General features: G+C 72.1%; 18 protein-coding genes and 1 pseudogene. 11 read left to right on the top strand and 8 right to left on the bottom strand.

From position 1 onward, the window contains the following. Positions 1 to 47: 47 nt before the first annotated feature. Positions 48 to 1,022 carry a 4-hydroxy-3-methylbut-2-enyl diphosphate reductase gene (locus ACH4E7_RS00885; RefSeq protein WP_396246859.1) on the bottom strand — a complete coding sequence of 325 codons (975 nt, stop codon included), beginning with the start codon at positions 1,020 to 1,022 and terminating at the stop codon, positions 48 to 50. Between the two features lie 109 nt (positions 1,023 to 1,131). Here ACH4E7_RS00885 and ACH4E7_RS00880 point away from each other — a divergent pair, with 109 nt between their 5' ends. Both ACH4E7_RS00880 and xseA read left to right on the top strand, forming a co-directional pair. Next, entirely contained in the window at positions 1,132 to 2,487 is a 1,356-nt protein-coding gene (locus ACH4E7_RS00880; RefSeq protein ID WP_396246858.1) for an APC family permease, read from the top strand. Positions 2,488 to 2,553: 66 nt separating this feature from the next. Then, a complete protein-coding gene (xseA, locus tag ACH4E7_RS00875) occupies positions 2,554 to 3,798 on the top strand; it encodes an exodeoxyribonuclease VII large subunit (RefSeq protein ID WP_396246857.1) in 1,245 nt (414 codons plus the stop codon). Here the strand turns inward: xseA and ACH4E7_RS00870 are convergent. Next, positions 3,789 to 4,280, bottom strand: a complete 492-nt coding sequence (locus tag ACH4E7_RS00870) for a GNAT family N-acetyltransferase (protein WP_396246856.1) — start codon at positions 4,278 to 4,280, stop codon at positions 3,789 to 3,791. The two genes, xseA and ACH4E7_RS00870, sit on opposite strands and share 10 nt — an antisense overlap. A 102-nt stretch (positions 4,281 to 4,382) precedes the next feature. Between ACH4E7_RS00870 and ACH4E7_RS00865 the strand changes: the two genes are divergently transcribed. Both ACH4E7_RS00865 and ACH4E7_RS00860 read left to right on the top strand, forming a co-directional pair. After that, on the top strand, positions 4,383 to 4,640 hold the full coding sequence (locus ACH4E7_RS00865; protein ID WP_396246855.1) for an exodeoxyribonuclease VII small subunit: 258 nt from the start codon (positions 4,383 to 4,385) through the stop codon (positions 4,638 to 4,640). Positions 4,641 to 4,749: 109 nt separating this feature from the next. Beyond that, on the top strand, positions 4,750 to 5,352 hold the full coding sequence (locus ACH4E7_RS00860; protein ID WP_396246854.1) for a malonic semialdehyde reductase: 603 nt from the start codon (positions 4,750 to 4,752) through the stop codon (positions 5,350 to 5,352). Positions 5,353 to 5,428: 76 nt separating this feature from the next. Here ACH4E7_RS00860 and ACH4E7_RS00855 read toward each other — a convergent pair whose 3' ends face one another. After that, entirely contained in the window at positions 5,429 to 5,965 is a 537-nt protein-coding gene (locus ACH4E7_RS00855; protein ID WP_396246853.1) for a DUF4245 domain-containing protein, read from the bottom strand. A gap of 215 nt (positions 5,966 to 6,180) precedes the next feature. Between ACH4E7_RS00855 and glpX the strand changes: the two genes are divergently transcribed. Continuing rightward, on the top strand, positions 6,181 to 7,221 hold the full coding sequence (gene glpX / locus ACH4E7_RS00850) for a class II fructose-bisphosphatase (RefSeq protein ID WP_396246852.1): 1,041 nt from the start codon (positions 6,181 to 6,183) through the stop codon (positions 7,219 to 7,221). Between the two features lie 118 nt (positions 7,222 to 7,339). Here glpX and ACH4E7_RS00845 read toward each other — a convergent pair whose 3' ends face one another. Both ACH4E7_RS00845 and ACH4E7_RS00840 read right to left on the bottom strand, forming a co-directional pair. Then, the gene (locus ACH4E7_RS00845; RefSeq protein ID WP_396247133.1) at positions 7,340 to 7,675 is read right to left on the bottom strand and encodes a WhiB family transcriptional regulator; all 336 of its coding nucleotides are present in this window, start codon (positions 7,673 to 7,675) and stop codon (positions 7,340 to 7,342) included. Positions 7,676 to 8,046: 371 nt separating this feature from the next. Beyond that, the gene (locus tag ACH4E7_RS00840) at positions 8,047 to 8,826 is read right to left on the bottom strand and encodes a DUF1707 domain-containing protein (protein WP_396246851.1); all 780 of its coding nucleotides are present in this window, start codon (positions 8,824 to 8,826) and stop codon (positions 8,047 to 8,049) included. A 146-nt stretch (positions 8,827 to 8,972) separates the two neighbouring features. Between ACH4E7_RS00840 and ACH4E7_RS00835 the strand changes: the two genes are divergently transcribed. Together ACH4E7_RS00835 and ACH4E7_RS00830 are read left to right on the top strand one after the other, a co-directional pair. After that, positions 8,973 to 10,640, top strand: a complete 1,668-nt coding sequence (locus tag ACH4E7_RS00835) for a fumarate hydratase (protein ID WP_396246850.1) — start codon at positions 8,973 to 8,975, stop codon at positions 10,638 to 10,640. Between the two features lie 135 nt (positions 10,641 to 10,775). Beyond that, a pseudogene (locus ACH4E7_RS00830) lies at positions 10,776 to 10,892 on the top strand (type II toxin-antitoxin system Phd/YefM family antitoxin); the annotation flags it as partial. A gap of 86 nt (positions 10,893 to 10,978) precedes the next feature. On the opposite strand, the gene ACH4E7_RS00825 reads toward ACH4E7_RS00830, so the two are convergent. Further along, positions 10,979 to 11,737: a GntR family transcriptional regulator gene (locus tag ACH4E7_RS00825; RefSeq protein WP_396246849.1), complete on the bottom strand. Its 759-nt coding sequence runs from the start codon at positions 11,735 to 11,737 to the stop codon at positions 10,979 to 10,981. A 137-nt stretch (positions 11,738 to 11,874) separates the two neighbouring features. Here ACH4E7_RS00825 and ACH4E7_RS00820 point away from each other — a divergent pair, with 137 nt between their 5' ends. Next, positions 11,875 to 12,078, top strand: coding sequence for a hypothetical protein (locus ACH4E7_RS00820; protein WP_396246848.1), 204 nt, complete (start codon positions 11,875 to 11,877; stop codon positions 12,076 to 12,078). On the opposite strand, the gene ACH4E7_RS00815 is transcribed toward ACH4E7_RS00820, so the two are convergent. Together ACH4E7_RS00815 and ACH4E7_RS00810 are read right to left on the bottom strand one after the other, a co-directional pair. After that, positions 12,067 to 12,216 (bottom strand): hypothetical protein, encoded by a 150-nt coding sequence (locus ACH4E7_RS00815; RefSeq protein ID WP_396246847.1) that lies wholly within the window; start codon positions 12,214 to 12,216, stop codon positions 12,067 to 12,069. The two genes, ACH4E7_RS00820 and ACH4E7_RS00815, sit on opposite strands and share 12 nt — an antisense overlap. A 118-nt stretch (positions 12,217 to 12,334) precedes the next feature. Continuing rightward, positions 12,335 to 12,619, bottom strand: coding sequence for a hypothetical protein (locus ACH4E7_RS00810; RefSeq protein WP_396246846.1), 285 nt, complete (start codon positions 12,617 to 12,619; stop codon positions 12,335 to 12,337). A gap of 214 nt (positions 12,620 to 12,833) precedes the next feature. Here ACH4E7_RS00810 and ACH4E7_RS00805 point away from each other — a divergent pair, with 214 nt between their 5' ends. The 3 genes from ACH4E7_RS00805 (at position 12,834) to ACH4E7_RS00795 (ending at position 18,957) form a co-directional block, all read left to right on the top strand. Continuing rightward, positions 12,834 to 15,797 (top strand): AfsR/SARP family transcriptional regulator, encoded by a 2,964-nt coding sequence (locus ACH4E7_RS00805; RefSeq protein ID WP_396246845.1) that lies wholly within the window; start codon positions 12,834 to 12,836, stop codon positions 15,795 to 15,797. Positions 15,798 to 16,280: 483 nt separating this feature from the next. Further along, positions 16,281 to 17,045, top strand: a complete 765-nt coding sequence (locus ACH4E7_RS00800) for a class I SAM-dependent methyltransferase (RefSeq protein ID WP_396246844.1) — start codon at positions 16,281 to 16,283, stop codon at positions 17,043 to 17,045. Between the two features lie 70 nt (positions 17,046 to 17,115). After that, positions 17,116 to 18,957, top strand: coding sequence for a SpoIIE family protein phosphatase (locus tag ACH4E7_RS00795; RefSeq protein WP_396246843.1), 1,842 nt, complete (start codon positions 17,116 to 17,118; stop codon positions 18,955 to 18,957). Positions 18,958 to 19,046: the final 89 nt, after the last annotated feature.

The raw sequence follows: 19,046 nt of genomic DNA, 5'->3' as shown, positions 1-19,046 counted from the left end.
GGAGAACCCGGCACCCCGCCGGGGGGTGTCGGGTTCTCCGGGACGGATCAGAGCTTGCCGGCCGCCTCGGCGCGCAGGTCGCGGCGCAGCTCCTTGGGCAGCGAGAAGGTCAGGTGCTCCTCGGCGGTCTTGACCGTCTCGACCGTGTCGTAACCGCGCGCGGCCAGGAACTCCAGCACGCCGTCGACCAGGATCTCCGGCACCGAGGCGCCGCTGGTCAGGCCGACCGTGGTGACACCCTCCAGCCAGGACTCCTGGATCTCCTCGGCGAAGTCCACCAGATGGGCGGCCTTGGCGCCGTACTCCAGGCCGACCTCGACCAGGCGGACCGAGTTGGAGGAGTTCTTGGAGCCGACCACGATCAGCAGGTCGGTCTCCGGGGCCAGCTGCTTGACCGCGACCTGGCGGTTCTGGGTCGCGTAGCAGATGTCGTCGCTGGGCGGGCTGACCAGCGCCGGGAAGCGCTTCTTCAGCTCGCCGACGGTGGCCATGGTCTCGTCCACCGACAGGGTGGTCTGGGACAGCCAGACGACCTTGGACTCGTCCCGGACCTGCACGTTGGCGACGTCCTCGGCACCGTCCACCAGGTGGATCCGGTCCGGGGCCTCGCCCATGGTGCCGATGACCTCCTCATGGCCCTCGTGGCCCACCAGCAGGATGTCGAAGTCCTCGTCGGCGAAGCGCACGGCCTCCTTGTGCACCTTGGTGACCAGGGGGCAGGTGGCGTCGACGGTGGCCAGCTTGCCGGCCCGCGCCTCGTCGTGGACGGACGGGGCGACACCGTGCGCGGAGAACACGACGATCGAGCCCTCGGGGACCTCCTCCGTCTCGTCGACGAAGATCGCACCCTTCTTCTCCAGGGTCTGCACCACGTACTTGTTGTGGACGATCTGCTTGCGGACGTAGATGGGCGCCCCGTACTGCTCCAGGGCCTTCTCCACGGCGATCACGGCGCGGTCGACACCCGCGCAGTAGCCCCGGGGGGCGGCGAGCAGGACACGGCGCGGCGCGGTGTTGGACATGGCTCCATCGTACGGGCGCCCGCGAACCGCACCGTCCCCGGTGGGCAGCCGCGCCGACGGCGGACACTTTCCAGCCGGATCCGATCGACAGTGCTCAAATGTGGTGTCTATGAGCGCTGTGAGCGAGCAGGCGCCGAGCGGCCTGCGCCGCAGTCTGGGCGTCCGCGATCTGATGGTCTACGGACTGCTGTTCATCGCCCCGATGGCCCCGGTCGGTGTGTTCGGCGTGCTGGACGCCAAGAGCCACGGCGCCCTCGCCTCGGTCTACCTGGCCGCGACCGTGGCGATGGGCTTCACCGCCTTCTCGTACGCCCAGATGGTGCGCGCGGTCCCGCGGACCGGCTCGGTGTACGCCTACGCGCAGGCCGGGCTGGGCGAGGGGCCGGGGTTCATCGCCGGGTGGATGGCGATGCTGGACTATCTGCTGATCCCGGCGGTGGCCTACCTGTTCTCCGGGATCGCGCTGCACTCCCTGGTGCCGGACGTCCCGCGCTGGCTGTGGACGGCGCTCGCGGTGGTGGTGACCACCGCGCTCAATCTGATCGGGGTGCGCACGGCGGCCACGGTCGGCTTCGCGGTGCTGACCCTGGAGATCGCGGTGCTGGCGGTGTTCGTGACCGCGGCCGTGGTGAGGCTGGCCCAGGACGGCGCCCGGCGCGGCTGGGACACCCCGTTCACCGCCGTCGGGGACTTCTCGCTCACCGCGGTGATCTCCGCGGTGTCCGTCGCGGTGCTCTCCTACCTGGGCTTCGACGCGATCGCCACCTTCGTCGAGGAGGCGGTCGGCGCCTCGGCGGCGGTGGCCAAGGCGTTGCTGTGGTGCCTGGCACTGGCCGGGGTGCTGTTCGTCGCCCAGACCTACCTGGCGGCGCTGCTGGAGCCGATGACCCCGCAGCAGCTGGCCGCCGACCCGGCCGCCCAGGGCTCGGCCTTCTACGACACCGTGGAGATCGGCGTCGGGCACTGGCTGCACGTGCTGGTGGCGGCCAGCAAGGCGATCGGCGCGGCCTTCGCGGCGCTGGCCGGGCAGGCGGCCGCCGGACGGCTGGTCTTCGCGATGGGCCGGGACGGGCGGCTGCCGCGGGTGCTCGGCTCGGTCGACCCGGGCAGCGCGGTGCCGCGCCGGGCGCTGCTGGCGGCCGCGGTGATCACCATGGCGGCGGCGGTCTGGGCGGCCGACCGGGACGACGGGCTGGACCAGCTGACCTCGGTGGTGAACGTGGGCGCGCTGACCGCCTTCGTGCTGCTGCACGCCTCGGTGATCGGCTGGTACACCGTCCGGCACGGCTCGCGGGACCGACTGCGGCACCTGGTCGTCCCGGTGCTGGGGATCGCGGTGATCGGGGCGGTGGTCCACGAGGCCTCGACGACCGCGCAGATCGTCGGGCTGGCCTGGCTGGCGGTCGGCCTGATGGTGTTCGGCGTGCAGGGCGGTGCCGCTTCGGACGTCGGCGGGCGCCGCTAGCGCCCGAGGTGTCGACCGGCACCGCTAGCGCCCGAGGTGTCGGCGGGCGCCGCTAGCCTCGTACGCATGGCCAACACCAGCTCCCCCGAAGCCCCGCTCCCGGTCGGCAAGGTCTCCGCGCTGATCGGCGGTTGGATCGACCGGCTCGGCGCGGTGTGGGTCGAGGGTCAGATCACCCAGCTCAGCCGCCGGCCCGGGGCGGGCGTGGTGTTCCTGACCCTGCGCGACCCCCAGGCCGACGTCTCGCTCACGGTGACCTGCTTCCGGTCGGTGTTCGACCAGGTCGCGGACGTGGTGCAGGAGGGCGCGCGGGTCGTCGTGCACGCCAAGCCGGAGTGGTACGCGGCGCGCGGGCAGCTGTCGATGCGGGCCTCGGAGATCCGGCCGGTGGGCCTGGGCGAGCTGCTGGCCCGGCTGGAGCAGCTGAAGCGGCGGCTGGCCGGGGAGGGCCTGTTCGCGGCCGAGCGCAAGCGGCGGCTGCCGTTCCTGCCGCAGTGCGTCGGTCTGGTCACCGGGCGCGGCTCGGCGGCCGAGCGGGACGTGCTGGAGAACGCCCGGCGGCGCTGGCCGGCCGTGCGCTTCGAGGTGCGCAACGTCCCGGTGCAGGGGGTCAGCGCGGTGGAGCGGGTCAGCGCGGCCGTGCGGGAGCTGGACGAGCACCCCGAGGTGGACGTGATCATCGTGGCCCGGGGCGGCGGCAGCGTGGAGGACCTGCTGCCGTTCTCGGACGAGGGGCTGGTGCGGCTGGTCGCGGCCGCCCGTACACCGGTGGTCAGCGCGATCGGGCACGAGCCGGACCAGCCGCTGCTGGACTTCGTCGCCGACCTGCGCGCCTCCACCCCGACCGATGCCGCCAAACGGGTGGTCCCGGACGTCGGCGAGGAGCTGGCCAAGGTCCGCCAACTGCGCGACCGGGCCCGTCGGCACGTACTGGCCCGGGTCGAACGCGAACAGCACGGCCTGGACGGGCTGCGCAGCCGCCCGTCGCTGGCCGCACCGCACCGGATGCTGGACGGGCGCGGCCAGGAGGTGGACGGCCTGCTGGAGCGGACCCGGCGCACCCTGCGGGCCCGGCTGGACCACGCGCAGAGCGACCTCGGGCACACCCTGGCCCGGGTGGTCGCGCTGTCCCCGGCGGCCACTCTGGAGCGCGGCTACGCGGTGCTGCAGCGGGCGGACGGCACGGTGGTGACGGACCCGGCGCAGGTCGCGGCAGGCGAGGGACTGCACGCCCGGGTGGCCGGCGGCGGCTTCGGCGTCACGGTGGCCGGGGCCCAGGCGGCCCAGACGGCTCAGGCGGCTCAGGAGTAGGAGCGCTGCCGCGACAGCGCGGTGGAGTGCTCGCCGAAGCCGAGGCTGCGGTAGAGCGCCTCACCGCCGCTGCTGGCGTGCAGGTCGATCCGACCGGCCCGGCGGCCGTCGAACCAGTCCAGCAGCGCCTCGGTGCAGGCCCGGGCGTAGCCGCGCAGCCGGTGGTCGGGGTCGGTGCAGATGTTGAAGACGAAGCCGAACAGGCCCTCCGGGTTTCCGGGCGCGGGCAACCGCCGCTCCAGGGTGCCGACGGCGCAGGCGGCGAGCCGGCCGGGCCGGTCCGGGTCGTCGATCACGAAGGAGGGCATGGTCAGCTCCGCGGCCGGGACGGCGAGGCGCTCGCGCAGCACCCGCTCCGCGGTGCTCTGCCAGGGTCCCGGCCCGGCCAGGGCGGCCATGCCGGGCATCGCCTCGAACATCAGGTTGCGCAGCCGGACGAGTTCGGGCGCGTCGGCCGCGACGGCGGGTCGTACCTCGATCATGCGGCGGAGGCTAGCGCCGCAGGCCGACCGGGTGCACCCGGGTTTCGGCCACGACAGGTCTGAGGGGCGTCTCTGTCGGCGCCAGCCCCTACGCTGGCACGCATGGCAGAGCAGCAGGAGCAGCAGGACGCGGCGGCGCCGACCCCGGACGAGGCGCTGGGCTACGAGCACGCCCGGGACGCGCTGCTGGACGTGGTCCGGCAGCTGGAGAACGGCGGCACCTCCCTGGAGGAGTCGCTGGCGCTGTGGGAGCGCGGCGAGCAGCTGGCGAAGGTCTGCCAGCGCTGGTTGGACGGCGCCCGGGCCCGGCTGGACGCCGCGCTGGCCGCCGAGGAGGGCGGAGCCCCCGACGAGGAGTGACGCGGGTCACATTCGATTGGGGAATCGTTGAAACTTCACCTATGTTGGAGGAAGTGATCGGCCACGCCGGTCACACCGACGAACCCCCTCCCGCATGAGGTGCAGAAGCATGACCACCGACGCCCTGGTACTCGACGCCGCCGCTCAGGACCTGCTGTTCCGTGAGGCCCGCACCGCGAACACCTTCACCGACGAGCCGGTCACCGAGGAGCAGGTCCAGGCCATCTACGACCTGGTCAAGTACGGCCCGACCGCCTTCAACCAGCAGCCGCTGCGCGTCGTCCTGGTCCGCTCCACCGAGGGCCGCGAGCGCCTCGTCCGGCACATGGCGGACGGCAACAAGGCCAAGACCTCGGCCGCGCCACTGGTCGCCGTCCTGGCCGCGGACAACGAGTTCCACGAGGAGCTGCCGACCCAGCTCCCGCACTTCCCGCAGGCCAAGGACGTGTTCTTCTCGGAGCGCGCCGTCCGCGAGCAGTCCGCCGCGCTGAACGGCGCCCTGCAGGCCGCCTACTTCATCATCGGCGTGCGCGCCGCCGGCCTGGCCGCCGGCCCGATGACCGGCTACGACGCCGAGGGCATCAACAAGGAGTTCTTCGGCGACGGCGAGCACTCGGTGCTGGCCGTGGTCAACATCGGCAAGCCCGGCGACGACGCCTGGTTCCCGCGCTCCCCGCGCCTGGAGTACGACCAGGTCGTCACCACCGTCTGACCCGCGACGGCGGAACGGCGAAGGGCCCGCACCGGTTCGTCCGGTGCGGGCCCTTCCACGTGCGCGGGGCCCCGCGCTACTTCAGCGCTTGGGCCAGCTCGGCCAGCTCCTCGTAGGAGGCGGTGCCGGTGATCACGGTGGTCGCCGAGCCGGTCTGCACGGCCAGCGCGCGGTCCTTCTCACCCTGGAGCCGGTCCCAGGTGCGCCCGGCGGCGTCCGAGGTGCCGTCCGACTGGCCGCCGGCGACCTTGTCGGCCAGCAGCTTCTCGCGCGGCACGTCGGCCTGCTCGATCGCCGCGTACTGGCCGGAGGGCGTCACGAAGCCCAGATGCCAGGCGTTGCCCTTGCCGGGGTCCAGATCGGCCGGGGTGTAGCTGACCGAGGTGGCCCGCCACTTGGCGGACAGCCCCTCCGGAGCGAGCAGCGGATAGGGCGCGGCGCGCTTCGCCGTGGCCGCCGCCACCTTGTACTCGACCACGTGCACCGGGTCACTGTCGGCGTCGTGCGGGAGGAACAGGTACCCGATCCAGACGACGAAACCGACCGCCAGCATCGACAGGACCATGTCCCGTACGGTCTGCCGACCCCTCATGCCCTTGCTCTCTGCAGCCACCCCCACATGGTGACTCATCCATATCCCGGCGGGACCACCCGGGGTGTCCACGTACGGGTGAAGCCGGACGAACAGGTGCTTTTCGCCGCGGGGCGGCGACCTGCGCCACAGACAGTCATCTCGTGGGCAGATACGATCGCATAACCCTCACCACGGCGTTCGACCAGGCAGTAGTCGGGCGCTCACTGGCCGTCGCGTACAGAGAGGTAACGACGATGACCACGCAGTACCCGCACCACCTCCCCAGCGCCCTGGAGGTCGCGCCCGAGGCTCCGGACCGGAACCTCGCGCTCGAACTCGTCCGGGTCACCGAGGCAGCCGCCATGGCCGCCGGTCGATGGGTCGGCCGCGGCGACAAGAACGGCGCGGACGGTGCCGCCGTGAAGGCGATGCGCACCCTCGTCTCGACCGTCTCGATGAACGGCGTGGTCGTCATCGGCGAGGGCGAGAAGGACGAAGCCCCGATGCTCTACAACGGCGAGCGGGTCGGCGACGGCACCGGCGCCGAGTGCGACGTCGCAGTCGACCCGGTGGACGGCACCACGCTGACCGCCAAGGGCATGAACAACGCGGTGGCCGTGCTGGCCGTCGCCGACCGCGGCACCATGTTCGACCCCAGCGCCGTGTTCTACATGGACAAGCTGGTGGCCGGCCCCGAGGCCGCCGACTTCGTCGACATCACCGCCCCGGCGGCCGTCAACATCCGCCGGGTCGCCAAGGCCAAGGGCAGCGCCGTCGAGGACGTCACCGTGGTCGTGCTCGACCGCCCGCGCCACGACGGCCTGGTCCGGGAGATCCGCGAGGCGGGCGCCCGGATCAAGTTCATCTCCGACGGCGACGTGGCGGGCGCCATCATGGCCGCCCGCGAGGGCACCGGCGTCGACCTGCTGATGGGCGTCGGCGGCACCCCGGAGGGCATCATCGCGGCCTGCGCGATGAAGTGCATGGGCGGCGTGATCCAGGGCCGGCTGTGGCCCAAGGACGACGCCGAGCGGCAGAAGGCCCTGGACGCCGGGCACGACCTGGACCGGGTGCTCACCACCGACGACCTGGTCAGCGGCGAGAACGTGTTCTTCGTCGCCACCGGCATCACCGACGGCGAGCTGCTGCGCGGCGTGCACTACCGCTCGGAGACCGCCACCACCAGCTCGCTGGTGATGCGCTCCAAGAGCGGCACGATCCGCGAGATCAACTCCGTCCACAAGCTGTCCAAGCTGCGGGCCTACAGCGCGATCGACTTCGACCGCGCCAACTGACCCACACGGAGCGGCTTCAGGCCACGCGCGGCCTCGGCGGAATCCCCCTCCGCCGAGGCCGCGCCCCGTTTCCGACCGCCCCGGGGGAGCTACCCCCGGTCCCGTCTTCGGCCCGCCGTCACCCGGCTATCCGGCTCCGGGCGGTGGTGACCCGGGCCGCCTCGCGCAGCTCCGCGTCCCGCCGACGGCGCCGGGCCAGCACCACCCGCCGCTCGGCGGCCGTCAGTCCGCCCCAGACCCCGTACGGCTCCGGCTGCGCCAGCGCGTGCTCGCGGCACTCCAGCAGTACCGGGCACCGGGCGCACACTTGCTTGGCCTGCTCCTCGCGCGACAGCCGAGCCGCCGTCGGCTCCTTGGAGGGCGCGAAGAACAGCCCCGCCTCGCCCCGCCGACAGGCCGCACCGGTGTGCCAGGGGTTGTCCTCGCCCGCAGCGGCGCCCACTGCGGTGCCCACGGTGCCGCTCGGGGGCTGCGGCTGCGGGCGGACGGCCGGACGGCGCTCCAGCAACTGGGCGGCGGCGACTGGCGAGGTGGGGCGGGACTCGATCGGATGCAGCACGGCCGTACTCCTGACGAGGCTCTCGGACACGGGGGAACCTCGCTCCCCTGCCCGGCTGCGAGCCCCCGCTGGTCCAACCCTCCGGACCGGCCGCATGGGCCGCCTCCGGTGCGCAGCCGTACAAGAAGCGATGTGCGGAATGACCTACCCGCCCGGCCGGGATTCATGCACACTGCACGCAATCGACTACGGAGTGCACCGATCGCAACGCCGAGTGCCCGACCGGGAGTTACTCCCCGGCCGGGCACTCGAATGGTCAACCCCGGTTATTCGGTGCCGAGTTGCTTGCGCGCCCACTCCCGGAGCTTCTTGCCCCGGCGCGGCTTGGCGTTGCAACCGCCGAACAGGGCAACGCCCTTGACCCGCACGACCGGAGCGTACGGGTCCGCCGCGGTCTGCTCGCGGACGTCGAACCCGCCGAAGATGCCGACCCCGGAGCCGAGCAGGCTGACGTTCTCCGGCACCCGGACCTCGACCCCGCCGAAGATCGCCGTGACGGTGATCTCCACCTCGGGGGACTCGAACACCGCGTCGGTCAGGTCGATCTCCACCCCGCCGAACATGGTGAACGCGGTCAGGTGCGAGCCGACCCGCCAGCGGCCCTTGCGGGCGGCGCCGCCGAAGATCGCCACCACCGACGGCGCCTCCTGGCGCGCGGGCGGCAGCGAGGGCGACGCGGGGGCCGACGCCGGGGCACCCAGCGGCGGCTTCTCGAAGGACGGCGGGCGGTGGGCGGGCAGGTCCCGGGTCAGCGGCACCAGGTCACCGAAGGTCTTGGCGGCGTACGCGGCCCCGATCCGCTCGGCGTGCTCGTCCGCGTCCAGCCGGCCCTCGGCGTAGGCGTCCCGCAGCAGCTCCGCGACCCGCTCGCGGTCGGCGTCCGAGACCCGAATCTCCGCCTCCGCGACCGGGGCGTGCGAGGACTGCGGCTTGGTCTCGGGTTCGGTCTCGGGCTTGAGCTGTGGCTTGAGTTCGGGCTTGGTCATCGGTACGGGAGCCGGCAGCGGCGGCTGCCCCGGATCGTCCTGCGACGGCGAGTTGTCCACGGCCCAAGCCTAGTCGCTCGAACTGCCGCCCGAGTGAGCCCCGTCACGCAAGGCTGACCTGTCCGCATGCGCGCGATCGGCGGGTCCTACCCTGGATGGTGCTTCGCCGACGCAGCCGGATCACTGGACACCTAAGGACCGCCCCCATGGCTCCCACGCCAGACTTCGAGTACAGCGACCTGCTCCCCCTGGGCGCTGACCCGACCCCGTACCGCAAGCTGACCTCCGAGGGCGTCTCCACCGTCGAGGCCGGCGGTCGCACCTTCCTCCAGGTCGAGCCCGAGGCGCTGCGGCTGCTGACGGCCGAGGCGATGCACGACATCTCGCACTACCTGCGCCCCGCCCACCTCGCCCAGCTGCGCCGCATCCTGGACGACCCGGAGGCCAGCCCGAACGACCGCTTCGTGGCGCTCGACCTGCTGAAGAACGTCAACATCTCGGCCGGCGGCATCCTGCCGATGTGTCAGGACACCGGCACCGCCATCGTCATGGGCAAGCGCGGCCAGAACGTGCTGACCCAGGGCGGCGACGAGTCCGCGATCGCGCGCGGCGTGTACGACGCGTACACCAAGCTCAACCTGCGCTACTCCCAGATGGCCCCGGTGACCATGTGGGACGAGAAGAACACCGGCAACAACCTGCCGGCCCAGATCGAGCTGTACGCCGCCGACGGCGACGCGTACAAGTTCCTGTTCATGGCCAAGGGCGGCGGCTCCGCCAACAAGTCGTACCTGTACCAGGAGACCAAGGCCATCCTGAACGAGGCGAGCATGCTCTCGTTCCTGGAGCAGAAGATCCGCTCGCTCGGCACCGCCGCCTGCCCGCCGTACCACCTGGCCATCGTGATCGGCGGCACCAGCGCCGAGTTCGCGCTCAAGACCGCCAAGTACGCCTCGGCGCACTACCTGGACAACCTGCCGACCTCGGGCAACGCCAAGACCGGCCACGGCTTCCGTGACCTGGAGCTGGAGGCCAAGGTCACCGAGCTGACCCAGAAGATCGGCATCGGCGCCCAGTTCGGCGGCAAGTACTTCTGCCACGACGTGCGCGTGGTCCGGCTGCCGCGCCACGGCGCCTCGCTGCCGGTCGCGATGGCCGTCTCCTGCTCCGCCGACCGCCAAGCGCTCGGCAAGATCACCGCCGAGGGCGTGTTCCTGGAGCAGCTGGAGACCGACCCGGCCAAGTACCTGCCGGACACCACCGACGAGCACCTGGACGACGACGTGGTGCGCGTCGACCTCAACCAGCCGATGTCCGCGATCCGCGCCGAGCTCTCCAAGTACCCGGTGAAGACCCGGCTCTCGCTCACCGGCACCCTGGTGGTCGCCCGCGACATCGCCCACGCCAAGATCAAGGAGCGCCTGGACGCCGGCGAGGGCATGCCCAAGTACCTCCAGGACCACCCGGTCTACTACGCCGGCCCGGCCAAGACCCCCGAGGGCTACGCCTCCGGCTCCTTCGGCCCGACCACGGCCGGCCGGATGGACTCCTACGTCGACCAGTTCCAGGCCGCCGGCGGCTCGATGGTCATGCTCGCCAAGGGCAACCGCAGCAAGCAGGTCACCGACGCCTGCGCCACGCACGGCGGCTTCTACCTCGGCTCCATCGGCGGCCCGGCCGCCCGCCTCGCCCAGGACTGCATCAAGAAGGTCGAGGTGCTGGAGTACGCCGAACTCGGCATGGAGGCCGTCTGGCGCATCGAGGTCGAGGACTTCCCGGCCTTCATCGTCGTCGACGACAAGGGCAACGACTTCTTCCGCGAGACCACCGAGGGCCCGCTGATCACCAACCTGCGGATCCGCTCCAAGGAGTAGCCGGAGGAGTGACTCCACGCGCCCCCGCACCGCCCCGGCCGCCCCTGCGGCCGGGGCGGTTTCCCTGCGGCATCCCGTACCGGAAACCCGCACCATCGAGGTGCCGGTATCCGGTACGCAGATGGAGGCGAATCGATGGCGATCAGCGCAAGCGAAGCCCGCACTCAGCTCTTCCCGTTGATCAAGAAGGTCAATGACGACCACGCCCCGATCAGGATCACCTCCAAAAGCGGGGATGCGGTCCTCATGTCCGCCTGGCATACCGGGCCGACGAGAAGGAAGTGAAGATCCTCAAGGCCCGCTACCACTATCAGTAACCAGCGCCACCCGCGTCGGCCCTACGCGTCGAAGTCGTACTCCAGGACGTAGGAGGCGGCGTCCAGGATCATCTCGTTGAGTTCGACGACCTGGCCCTCGTCAGCGAAGGCGGTGCGGCAGATCAGGATGACCGGGGTGCCGGCGGAGAGTTCGAGGCGGGCGGCCTCCTCGGCGCCGGGCATGCGGGACCGGACCTCCTCGCGGAAGTGGACGGGCTTGGCGCCGATCTCGGCCAGCCGGGCGTAGGTACCGCCGGGGCCGGTGTCCTCGCGGGTTATGGCGGTACCGGCGACCAGCACGGCGGGCAGGTAGGACGTGGAGAGCAGCACCGGCTTGCCGTCCAGGACGAACCGGCGGTGCCGTACGCACATCGGCGCACCCGGGTCCACGCCCAGCACCCGGGCCACGTGCTCGGGCGCGCCCTGCTCGGTGACGGACACCTGGTCGACCACCAGGCTGCGGTTGTCGATGTCCGCCGACCATATCGACCGGCCCGAGCCCCACTGCGCCTGTGCCAGCCGCTGGATGCCGCGCCGGCGCAGCGGCCGGAAGTCCCGGACGAACACCCCCGCGCCCCGGCGGGCCTCCGCGATGCCCTCGCTCTGCAGCACCCCGAGCGCCTGACGGGCGGTCATCCGGGCCACGCCGTACTCGTCCATGAGGTCGTTCTCGCCGGGGAGCCGGTCGCCCGCGCGGTAGCGGCCGTCGTCGATGGCCGCCTTCAGGGAGTCCGCGATCCGCTGGTACTTGGGCTGTTTGTCGCCACCGCTGCCGGTCATCGCTGCTCCCTCTCCCTCGGACAAATCGTAGGCGCGCCCGCGGCCGCCGGTAAGGAGATACGACCGTTGACATCTCTAGAGATATTAGCTTCTCTAGAGATGCTGGCCAGTCGCCTACCAGAGCGAGGAGCAGCACGGTGAGCACCCGACAGCGCAACGCCCCGGCCTACCGGCCGCAGGCGGGTGAACTCGTCCTCGACCGGAGGACCGGACGCACCGGCATCTACATGGACACGATCGGCGGCGAGCACTACCTACGCCCCGAGGGCGGCGGCCGCGAATGGACCGCCGAACCGCACCACGTCTCGCCCGCCCCGGAGCCCTGCGATTCAGCTGATTGAGATCGACGCCCCGGTAATTGCGGCAAAATCCACGCAAACCACAACATTCAGGGCCCGGTAATCCACCTTGGTGAATCCGGAATTCCGGAACGCCCCTCGCCCGCCGCCGGGCACGTTACGGATGACGCCGGTCACCATGCGTGCACCACAGACGGGAATCGGCCACCGCGATGGGCCCGCACACGAATTGGCGCGCACATAACCAACAGCGCCCCCGCGCCCGGACGGGGGCACGGGGGCACTCGGCCGGCACGACTTACGGGTGGCCGCCGATGACGCTCTCCGGCTTGCGCGGGCCGCCCGGCTCGCCGGTGGCCGGCTGGGCGGGCTCCGCTATGTACTGGCCCTCGTCACCGAACGGGCCGTTCTCGAACGCGTTCTTCTCCGCGTCGGTCGGCGCGGTGTACTCGGTCGGGTTCGAGGACGCGGCCACCGCGCCCTCGACAGCCTTGCCCGCCTCCACAGCGGCGGCCGGGGCCTCGGTCTTCGTCCCGTTCTCGGGCGTCGACGCCACCGGGGTCTCGCTCTGGTCGTTGGCCATTGGGCGGCCGCCTTTCGGTCATCAAATGTGTTCAGCCCGACCTCCGTGGCGCGGGCGCGCGGACAGTATCGTAGGGTTGATTAAATGTCCGATAAACATCGTGTGGCTTGCGGCGCCGTCCGGCAGAGTCGGGCGCCCGCCTAAGCTGAACCACCACGGCGGACCGCCGAGCGCCCTTTCACGGAATCGACACCACAGGCCATCGGGGGACTTCATGGAGTTTCGGGAGACGCCGCAGGCCCCTGCGCTGCGCTTCCAAGTCCTCGGTCCGGTCCAGGCCTGGCTCGACGGCAGACCCCTCTCCCTCGGTTCCCCCCAGCAGCAGGCCGTTCTGACCACGCTTCTGCTGCACTCCGGCCGCCCGGTCACCACCCAGGACCTGGTCGACGCCCTGTGGGGCGACCGCCCGCCGACCCAGGCCGTCGCCGCCCTCCGCACCTATATCTCCCGCCTACGCTCCGTCATCGAGCCCCGGCGTGAGGTTCGTCGACCCGCCGAGCTGCTGGTCTCGGTCGCCGACGGGTACGCCCTGCGGATCCCGGGCGAGGCCCTCGACCTGGCGGTCTTCGAGCGGCTCTCCGCCGAGGCCGCAGCGGCCCGCACCTCGGGCGACAAGCACGAAGCGCACCGACTGCTCGTTCAGGCTCTGGACCTGTTCAGCGGCCGTCCACTCACCGGCATCCCCGGCCCCTACGCCGACGCCCAGCGGCTGCGGCTGGGCGAGCGCCAGGCGGCGGCCGCCGAAGAGCTGTGCGCCGCCGCCCTCGAGATCGGCCTGCACGCGGAGATCGTCGGCGAGCTCAACAACCTGACGGCCGAGCACCCGCTGCGTGAGCGGCTTCGCGAACTGCTGATGCTGGCGCTGTACCGCTGCGGGCGCCAGGCCGAGTCCCTCGGTGTCTACACCGACACCCGCAAGCTGCTGATCGAGGAGCTCGGGGTCGAACCGGGCGCGGGCCTGTCCGCGATGCACACCCGCATCCTCGCCGCCGACCCGGAGCTCGTCCTCCCCGCCGTACCCGCCCCCGCCGCCCGCGAGGAAGGCCCGGCTACACCTCCCGCCCCAGCCCAACTCCCCGCCGATGTATCGGACTTCAGTGGCCGCACCGAGCTGGTGAGCGACCTCTCGACAGTCCTGATGAACGCCACGGGCCAGGCCGTGGTCGTGACCTCTCTGGCCGGCATCGGCGGGGTCGGCAAGACCACCCTCGCGGTGCACGTCGCCCACCGTGTCCGCGCCGAGTTCCCGGACGGGCAGCTGTACGTCGACCTGCGCGGAGCTGGCGCCTCGCCAGCCGACCCGGTGGTCGTCCTGGGCGACTTCCTGCACGCGCTCGGCGTCACCGAGAGCCCCGACTCGCTGGAACAGCGTGCCGCCCTCTACCGGTCCCTGCTCGCCAACCGCCGGATGCTGATCCTGCTCGACAACGCGCGGGATGCCGAGCAGATCCAGTCGCTCATCCCCGGCGTCTCCGGCTGCGCCGTGCTCGCCACCAGCCGTTCCCGGTTGGCCGGCATCCCCGGTGCCCAGCTGTTCGACGTCGAGGAGCTGACCCCGGACGAGGCGCTGGCGCTGTTCTCGGCCATCGTCGGCGAACAGCGGGTCGCCGCCGAGCCGGAGGCGGCCATGAAGGTGGTCACCGCCTGCGGCTTCCTCCCGCTGGCCGTCCGCATCGCCGCCGCCCGGCTGGCCAGCCGACCGCGCTGGAGCGTCTCCGACCTGGCCAGTCGGTTAGCCGATCAGCGACGACGACTGGACGAACTCCAACTCGGCAACCTCGCCGTGGAGACCACCATCGGGCTCGGCTACGGACAGCTGTCCGCGGCCGAGGCCCGCGCCTTTCGGCTGCTCGCCCTGATCGACTCCCCCGACATCCCGCTGGCGGCAGCGGCTGCGCTGCTCGGCGTGGACGAGTACACCGCCGAGGACCTCGCCGAGGCGCTGGTCGAGGCGAACATGCTGGAGTGCTTCACCCCCGGCCGCTACCGCTACCACGACCTGCTCCGGCTCTACGCCCAGCGGCAGAACGAGCGGATCGGGGACTCCCAGGATCAGCAGCGGGCGGTGCTGCGGCTGCTCAACCTGCTCATCCCGACCGTCCGCAACGCTGCCCAGGTCATCGAGCCGGACGACCCGCTGCCCGAACTGCTGACCACGCTCACCTCGCCGGGGCTCGGTCTGCCGAACAGCCAGGCCGCGCAGGACTGGCTCCGGACCGAAGGCGCCCTGCTGCTCAGCGCCGTCGAGGCCGCTGCGAGCGGCCCCGGCACCCTGCAGCGCGCGGCCGTCGACCTGCTGAACTACCTGTTCAGCATCGACCCTGACCCGACCCGCGGCCCGCGCGTACTCCCGGTCCTGGAGGCCATCGGCGAGGACGCGCAGCGCCGTGACGACTCGGCCGGGATCGCCCGGGTGTACTTCGCCCTCGGCACCCTGCAGTCCATCACCAGCGACTTCCATGGATCCGAGCAGTCCTTCCGCCGGAGTCTGAACCACCAGACGGCGGACGAGCCGACCGTCCTGCTGCTGGCCACGGCCAACATGCTCGGCGTGATCCTGAGCGTCGGCAACCGCCCGGCGGAGGCTCTGCCGTTCCTGGAACAGGGCCGCGCCATCAACCGGCAGGTCGGTACGTCGATCGGCGAGGCTCGGATCGTCAGCAACATCGCCCGCGTTCAGCACCGGCTCGGCATGACCGAGACGGCGGTCCAGTCGGCCGGAGACGGTGTCGCTGCCGCCCGGACGTCCAACAACGGCCCGCTGCTCGCCCAGACCCTCTACCAGCTCGGTGTGGTGCTCTCCACGGCCGAGGCCGTCCCGCACCTGCGTGAGGCCCACCAACTGTTCCAGTCCCAGCAGAACGCGCTCTGGGAGGGCTACGCCCTGGCCCGCCTGGCCTCCGCCCTGTTCGCCGCAGGACAGCACACCGAGGCCGCCGAGGCCGCCGACGCATCGCTGGCGATCGCCCAGGAGATGGACTTCGCCTACTGCCAGGGCCTGGCCAACGCCGCCCTCGGCGAGGCGCTGCTCGCCCTGGCCCAGCCGGCCCGCGGGCTCGCCTGTCTCCAGGAGGCGCACGCGATCTTCACGCGGCTCGGTGTGCCAGAGGCCTCCCCCGTGGCGGACCTCATCTCCCGACAGCACACCGAGCCCTTCTCTTCTCCCCCCGCGCCGTAAGGCCTCCGCCCCCCAGCGGAGCACCTCCCCCGATCCGCGCGTCGGCGCTCCCGCAGCCCCCCGGCTGCGGGAGCGCCCTCAACGCTTCCCCGGCGCTGGACTCAACTCTGCACCTAGCCGATTGACGTTCGATAAACGCCTGATTGTCAGCCTGCGGACTGGCGAAACCGCAGGTCAGCGACGCTACCCCGGCGCACCGTGCGGCGTGCGGAGCCCGGCGCACCACCCCCGCCCACACCGCAGTGCTTCCGAGAACCTAGCCCACATCGGCCCAAGCACGACGAGTTGGCTGGAAAGGGACCCCACGACGCAGTGATCACGCATATTCTCAGATGCCAGTACGCACACGAGTGTCCGCCGGCAACGTGTCGGGGGGCAGTGCGTCTGTGTGATGCGGGGAGCGTGACGTACCGCCACCGGCAGCGGCCCGCGAGGCCGCGGAGGAGCCGACCGGAGGCCACGGGTGGAAGGGTGCCTCTCAGCGTGACGACCGGACAGATATCCGATTCGTTCCCGGTCGGCGAGGAAGCCGACGACGACGAACCCGACGTACGGCGGCGCCGTGCGGCGCGGGCCCTGCAGGCGGTCGCCTTCGACACCATCGGCGCCGAGTACGGCGAGGCCTTCCCGGCCAAGGACGGGCAGCTGGAGTGCGGGAAGCGGCTGCTCGCCGCGCTCGAACCCGGGGCCCGGGTGCTGGACGCGGGCTGCGGCACCGGCGAGCCGACCGTCCGCCAGCTGACCGCCGGCGGGCTGCGGGTGACCGGGGTGGACCTCTCGGACGTGATGCTCACGCTGGCCCGCCGGGCGAACCACCCCGGCCCGTACCCGCCCGATTTCCATCGGATCGACCTGTACGATCTGGCCACCGAGCGCGCCGACCGGGTCTGGGGCGTCCCCGGCCTCGGCCCGGAGGGCCACGGCACCTTCGCCGCCGTCACCGCGTTCTTCTCACTGATCCTGCTGCCGCAGGACGAGATCCCGACCGTGCTCGGTCGGCTGCGTGAACTCCTGCGGCCGGGCGGCCTGCTGGCGCTCGGTATGGTCGAGGCGGATCTGGATCACGTTCCGCTTCCGTTCCTTGGCAGAGAGCTGCGGATCAGTGGCTATCTGAGGGAGGATCTGGAACGGGTTCTGGTCGCGGCCGGTTTCGCCGTCGAGGAGTGCTCGGGGCATCCGTACGCGCCGGCCAGTACCACGCTGCCGCCGGAGGAACAGCTGTTCCTGTGCTGTCGACGCGTCGGCTGATCAACCGATCGACGAGCACGCCCATCGACCAGCACACCCACCGACCACACCGAATCCAGGACAGGCAGCCGTGCGCGACCAGCTCAAGACCGAGGCGGAGCAGCCGCCCGCCGTCCCGGGCCAGCGCCGCCAGGTCCCGGCCCGGGTGCAGGCCCCGGCGAAGCCGCCGACGGCAGGGCCGGACCGCGCCGAGGTGGCGGACCGGCTCGCCTACCTCGACGCGGCGACCCGGCGGATCAACAGCGCCCTCGACCTGTCCGCGACCCTGCGCAACATCGGCCGGGTGCTGGTCCCGACCCTCGCCGACGCGGCCGTCGTCCACCTGCGCGACCCGCTGCCCAACGTCGAGCGCGAGCCCGGCTTCCCGGACGAGCTGCGGATCCACCACAGCACCGGCACCCGGATCGGTCGCCGCGGCCGCAAGGGCGGCGTGGACGACCGGCACCGCTCCCGGTACGGCTCCCGCTCCACCGCCGACCCTGGCCCGGCCGTCCCGGTCACCCGCGGCGGCGCGCTCGCGCACGTCCTGCTGAGCCGCCGTCCGGCCGAGTCGGCCCTCCTGGGCACGCCCGCCGCCGAACGCACCGAGACGCTGCTGCGCGAGCTGTACGGCACCCGGGGGCTGGCCCGGCTGGCCGCCGGTACCTCGGTCCTCGCCCTGCCGCTGCGCGGCCGCAAGGCCGTCCTGGGGTTGCTGGTGCTGATCCGCCGTCCCCCTGAACGCACCGGCCGCCCGGCCTTCGACGCGGCCGACACCGCGACCGCCGCGCACCTGGCCACCCAGGCCGGGCTGGCGGTGGACACCGCGCTGCGGTACGCCCGCGAATGGGAGATAGCCAACGAACTCCAGCGCAGCATGCTGCCGTTGCGGCTGCCGCAGCCGCACGGCGTCCGGCTCGCCCAGCGCTACCTGCCCGGCGAGCGCGGCGCGCAGGTCGGCGGCGACTGGTACGACGCGGTGCCGCTGCCCGGCAACCGGGTCGCCCTGATCGTCGGCGACGTGATGGGCCACTCGCTCACCTCGGCCGCCATCATGGGCCAACTACGCACCAGCGCCCAGACCTTGGCCGCCCTCGACCTGCCGCCGCACGAGGTGCTCTACCACCTGGACGAGCAGGCCCAGCGGCTCGGCCGCGAACAGCACCTGGCCACCTGCGTCTACGCGGTCTACGACCCGATCGCCAACCGGGTGGTACTGGCCAACGCCGGGCACGTCCCGCCGGTGCTGGTCCGCCCGGACGGTACCGCCGAGTTGGTGGAGCTGGACTCCGGGGCGCCGATCGGGGTCGGCGGGGTGGACTTCAACTCCGTCGAACTGCCCGCACCGCCCGGATCGGCCCTGCTGCTGTTCACCGACGGCCTGGTGGAGACCCGCAGCCGGGCGATCAGCGACGGCCTGGAGGTGCTCCGGGCCAGGATCGCCGCCGCGCGCTGGCAGTCCCCCGAGCAGCTGTGCCAGGAGGCGCTGCGGATCCTGCCACCCGGGGACCGCGGCGACGACATCGCCCTGCTCGGCGCCTGCTTCGACGGCATCCCGGCCGGGGACGTCGCCCACTGGTACCTGCAGCCGCGCAACGAGACGCCCGGCCGGGCACGCCGGCTGGCCGCGCACACGCTGCGCCGCTGGGGGTTGGACGAGCTGAGCGAGGCCACCGAGCTGATGGTCAGCGAGCTAGTGACCAACGCCGTCCAGCACGCGACCCGGCCGGTCACCCTGAGCCTGGTGCGCACCGCCCGGCTGCGCTGCGAGGTCGGCGACGACAGCCCGCTGCTGCCGCGGCCGCGCCGTGCCGGTCCGGAGGACGAACGCGGACGCGGGCTGCAGATAGTCGCCCGGTGCGCGGATCGCTGGGGTGCCACCCGGCTGGGCACCGGCAAGGTGGTCTGGTTCGAGCAGCGACTGCCCCAGTAGCCGTCCGCCACGACGACCGTGGAACCGCCGTGGAACAGCCCCGGAACAGCCGGGCGCCCGGCGGGAGCGGGTCCCACCGGGCGCGTCGA

The sequence above is a fragment of the Kitasatospora sp. NPDC018058 genome, from assembly GCF_044327205.1.
Lineage (GTDB): Bacteria > Actinomycetota > Actinomycetes > Streptomycetales > Streptomycetaceae > Kitasatospora.
The sequence above is the reverse complement of the archived record's forward strand: the minus strand, read 5'-3'. Positions and strand labels throughout refer to the sequence as shown.

Bases quoted from the DNA above. Each gene is read 5' to 3' on its own strand.
- ACH4E7_RS00810 (WP_396246846.1), bottom strand. From the start codon at position 12,619: ATGGCCAACGACCAGAGCGAGACCCCGGTGGCGTCGACGCCCGAGAAC.
- ACH4E7_RS00870 (WP_396246856.1), bottom strand. From the start codon at position 4,280: ATGATCGAGGTACGACCCGCCGTCGCGGCCGACGCGCCCGAACTCGTC.
- glpX (WP_396246852.1), top strand. From the start codon at position 6,181: ATGACCACGCAGTACCCGCACCACCTCCCCAGCGCCCTGGAGGTCGCG.
- ACH4E7_RS00885 (WP_396246859.1), bottom strand. From the start codon at position 1,022: ATGTCCAACACCGCGCCGCGCCGTGTCCTGCTCGCCGCCCCCCGGGGC.
- ACH4E7_RS00815 (WP_396246847.1), bottom strand. From the start codon at position 12,216: ATGGTGACCGGCGTCATCCGTAACGTGCCCGGCGGCGGGCGAGGGGCG.
- xseA (WP_396246857.1), top strand. From the start codon at position 2,554: ATGGCCAACACCAGCTCCCCCGAAGCCCCGCTCCCGGTCGGCAAGGTC.
- ACH4E7_RS00805 (WP_396246845.1), top strand. From the start codon at position 12,834: ATGGAGTTTCGGGAGACGCCGCAGGCCCCTGCGCTGCGCTTCCAAGTC.
- ACH4E7_RS00865 (WP_396246855.1), top strand. From the start codon at position 4,383: ATGGCAGAGCAGCAGGAGCAGCAGGACGCGGCGGCGCCGACCCCGGAC.
- ACH4E7_RS00835 (WP_396246850.1), top strand. From the start codon at position 8,973: ATGGCTCCCACGCCAGACTTCGAGTACAGCGACCTGCTCCCCCTGGGC.
- ACH4E7_RS00880 (WP_396246858.1), top strand. From the start codon at position 1,132: ATGAGCGCTGTGAGCGAGCAGGCGCCGAGCGGCCTGCGCCGCAGTCTG.
- ACH4E7_RS00860 (WP_396246854.1), top strand. From the start codon at position 4,750: ATGACCACCGACGCCCTGGTACTCGACGCCGCCGCTCAGGACCTGCTG.
- ACH4E7_RS00825 (WP_396246849.1), bottom strand. From the start codon at position 11,737: ATGACCGGCAGCGGTGGCGACAAACAGCCCAAGTACCAGCGGATCGCG.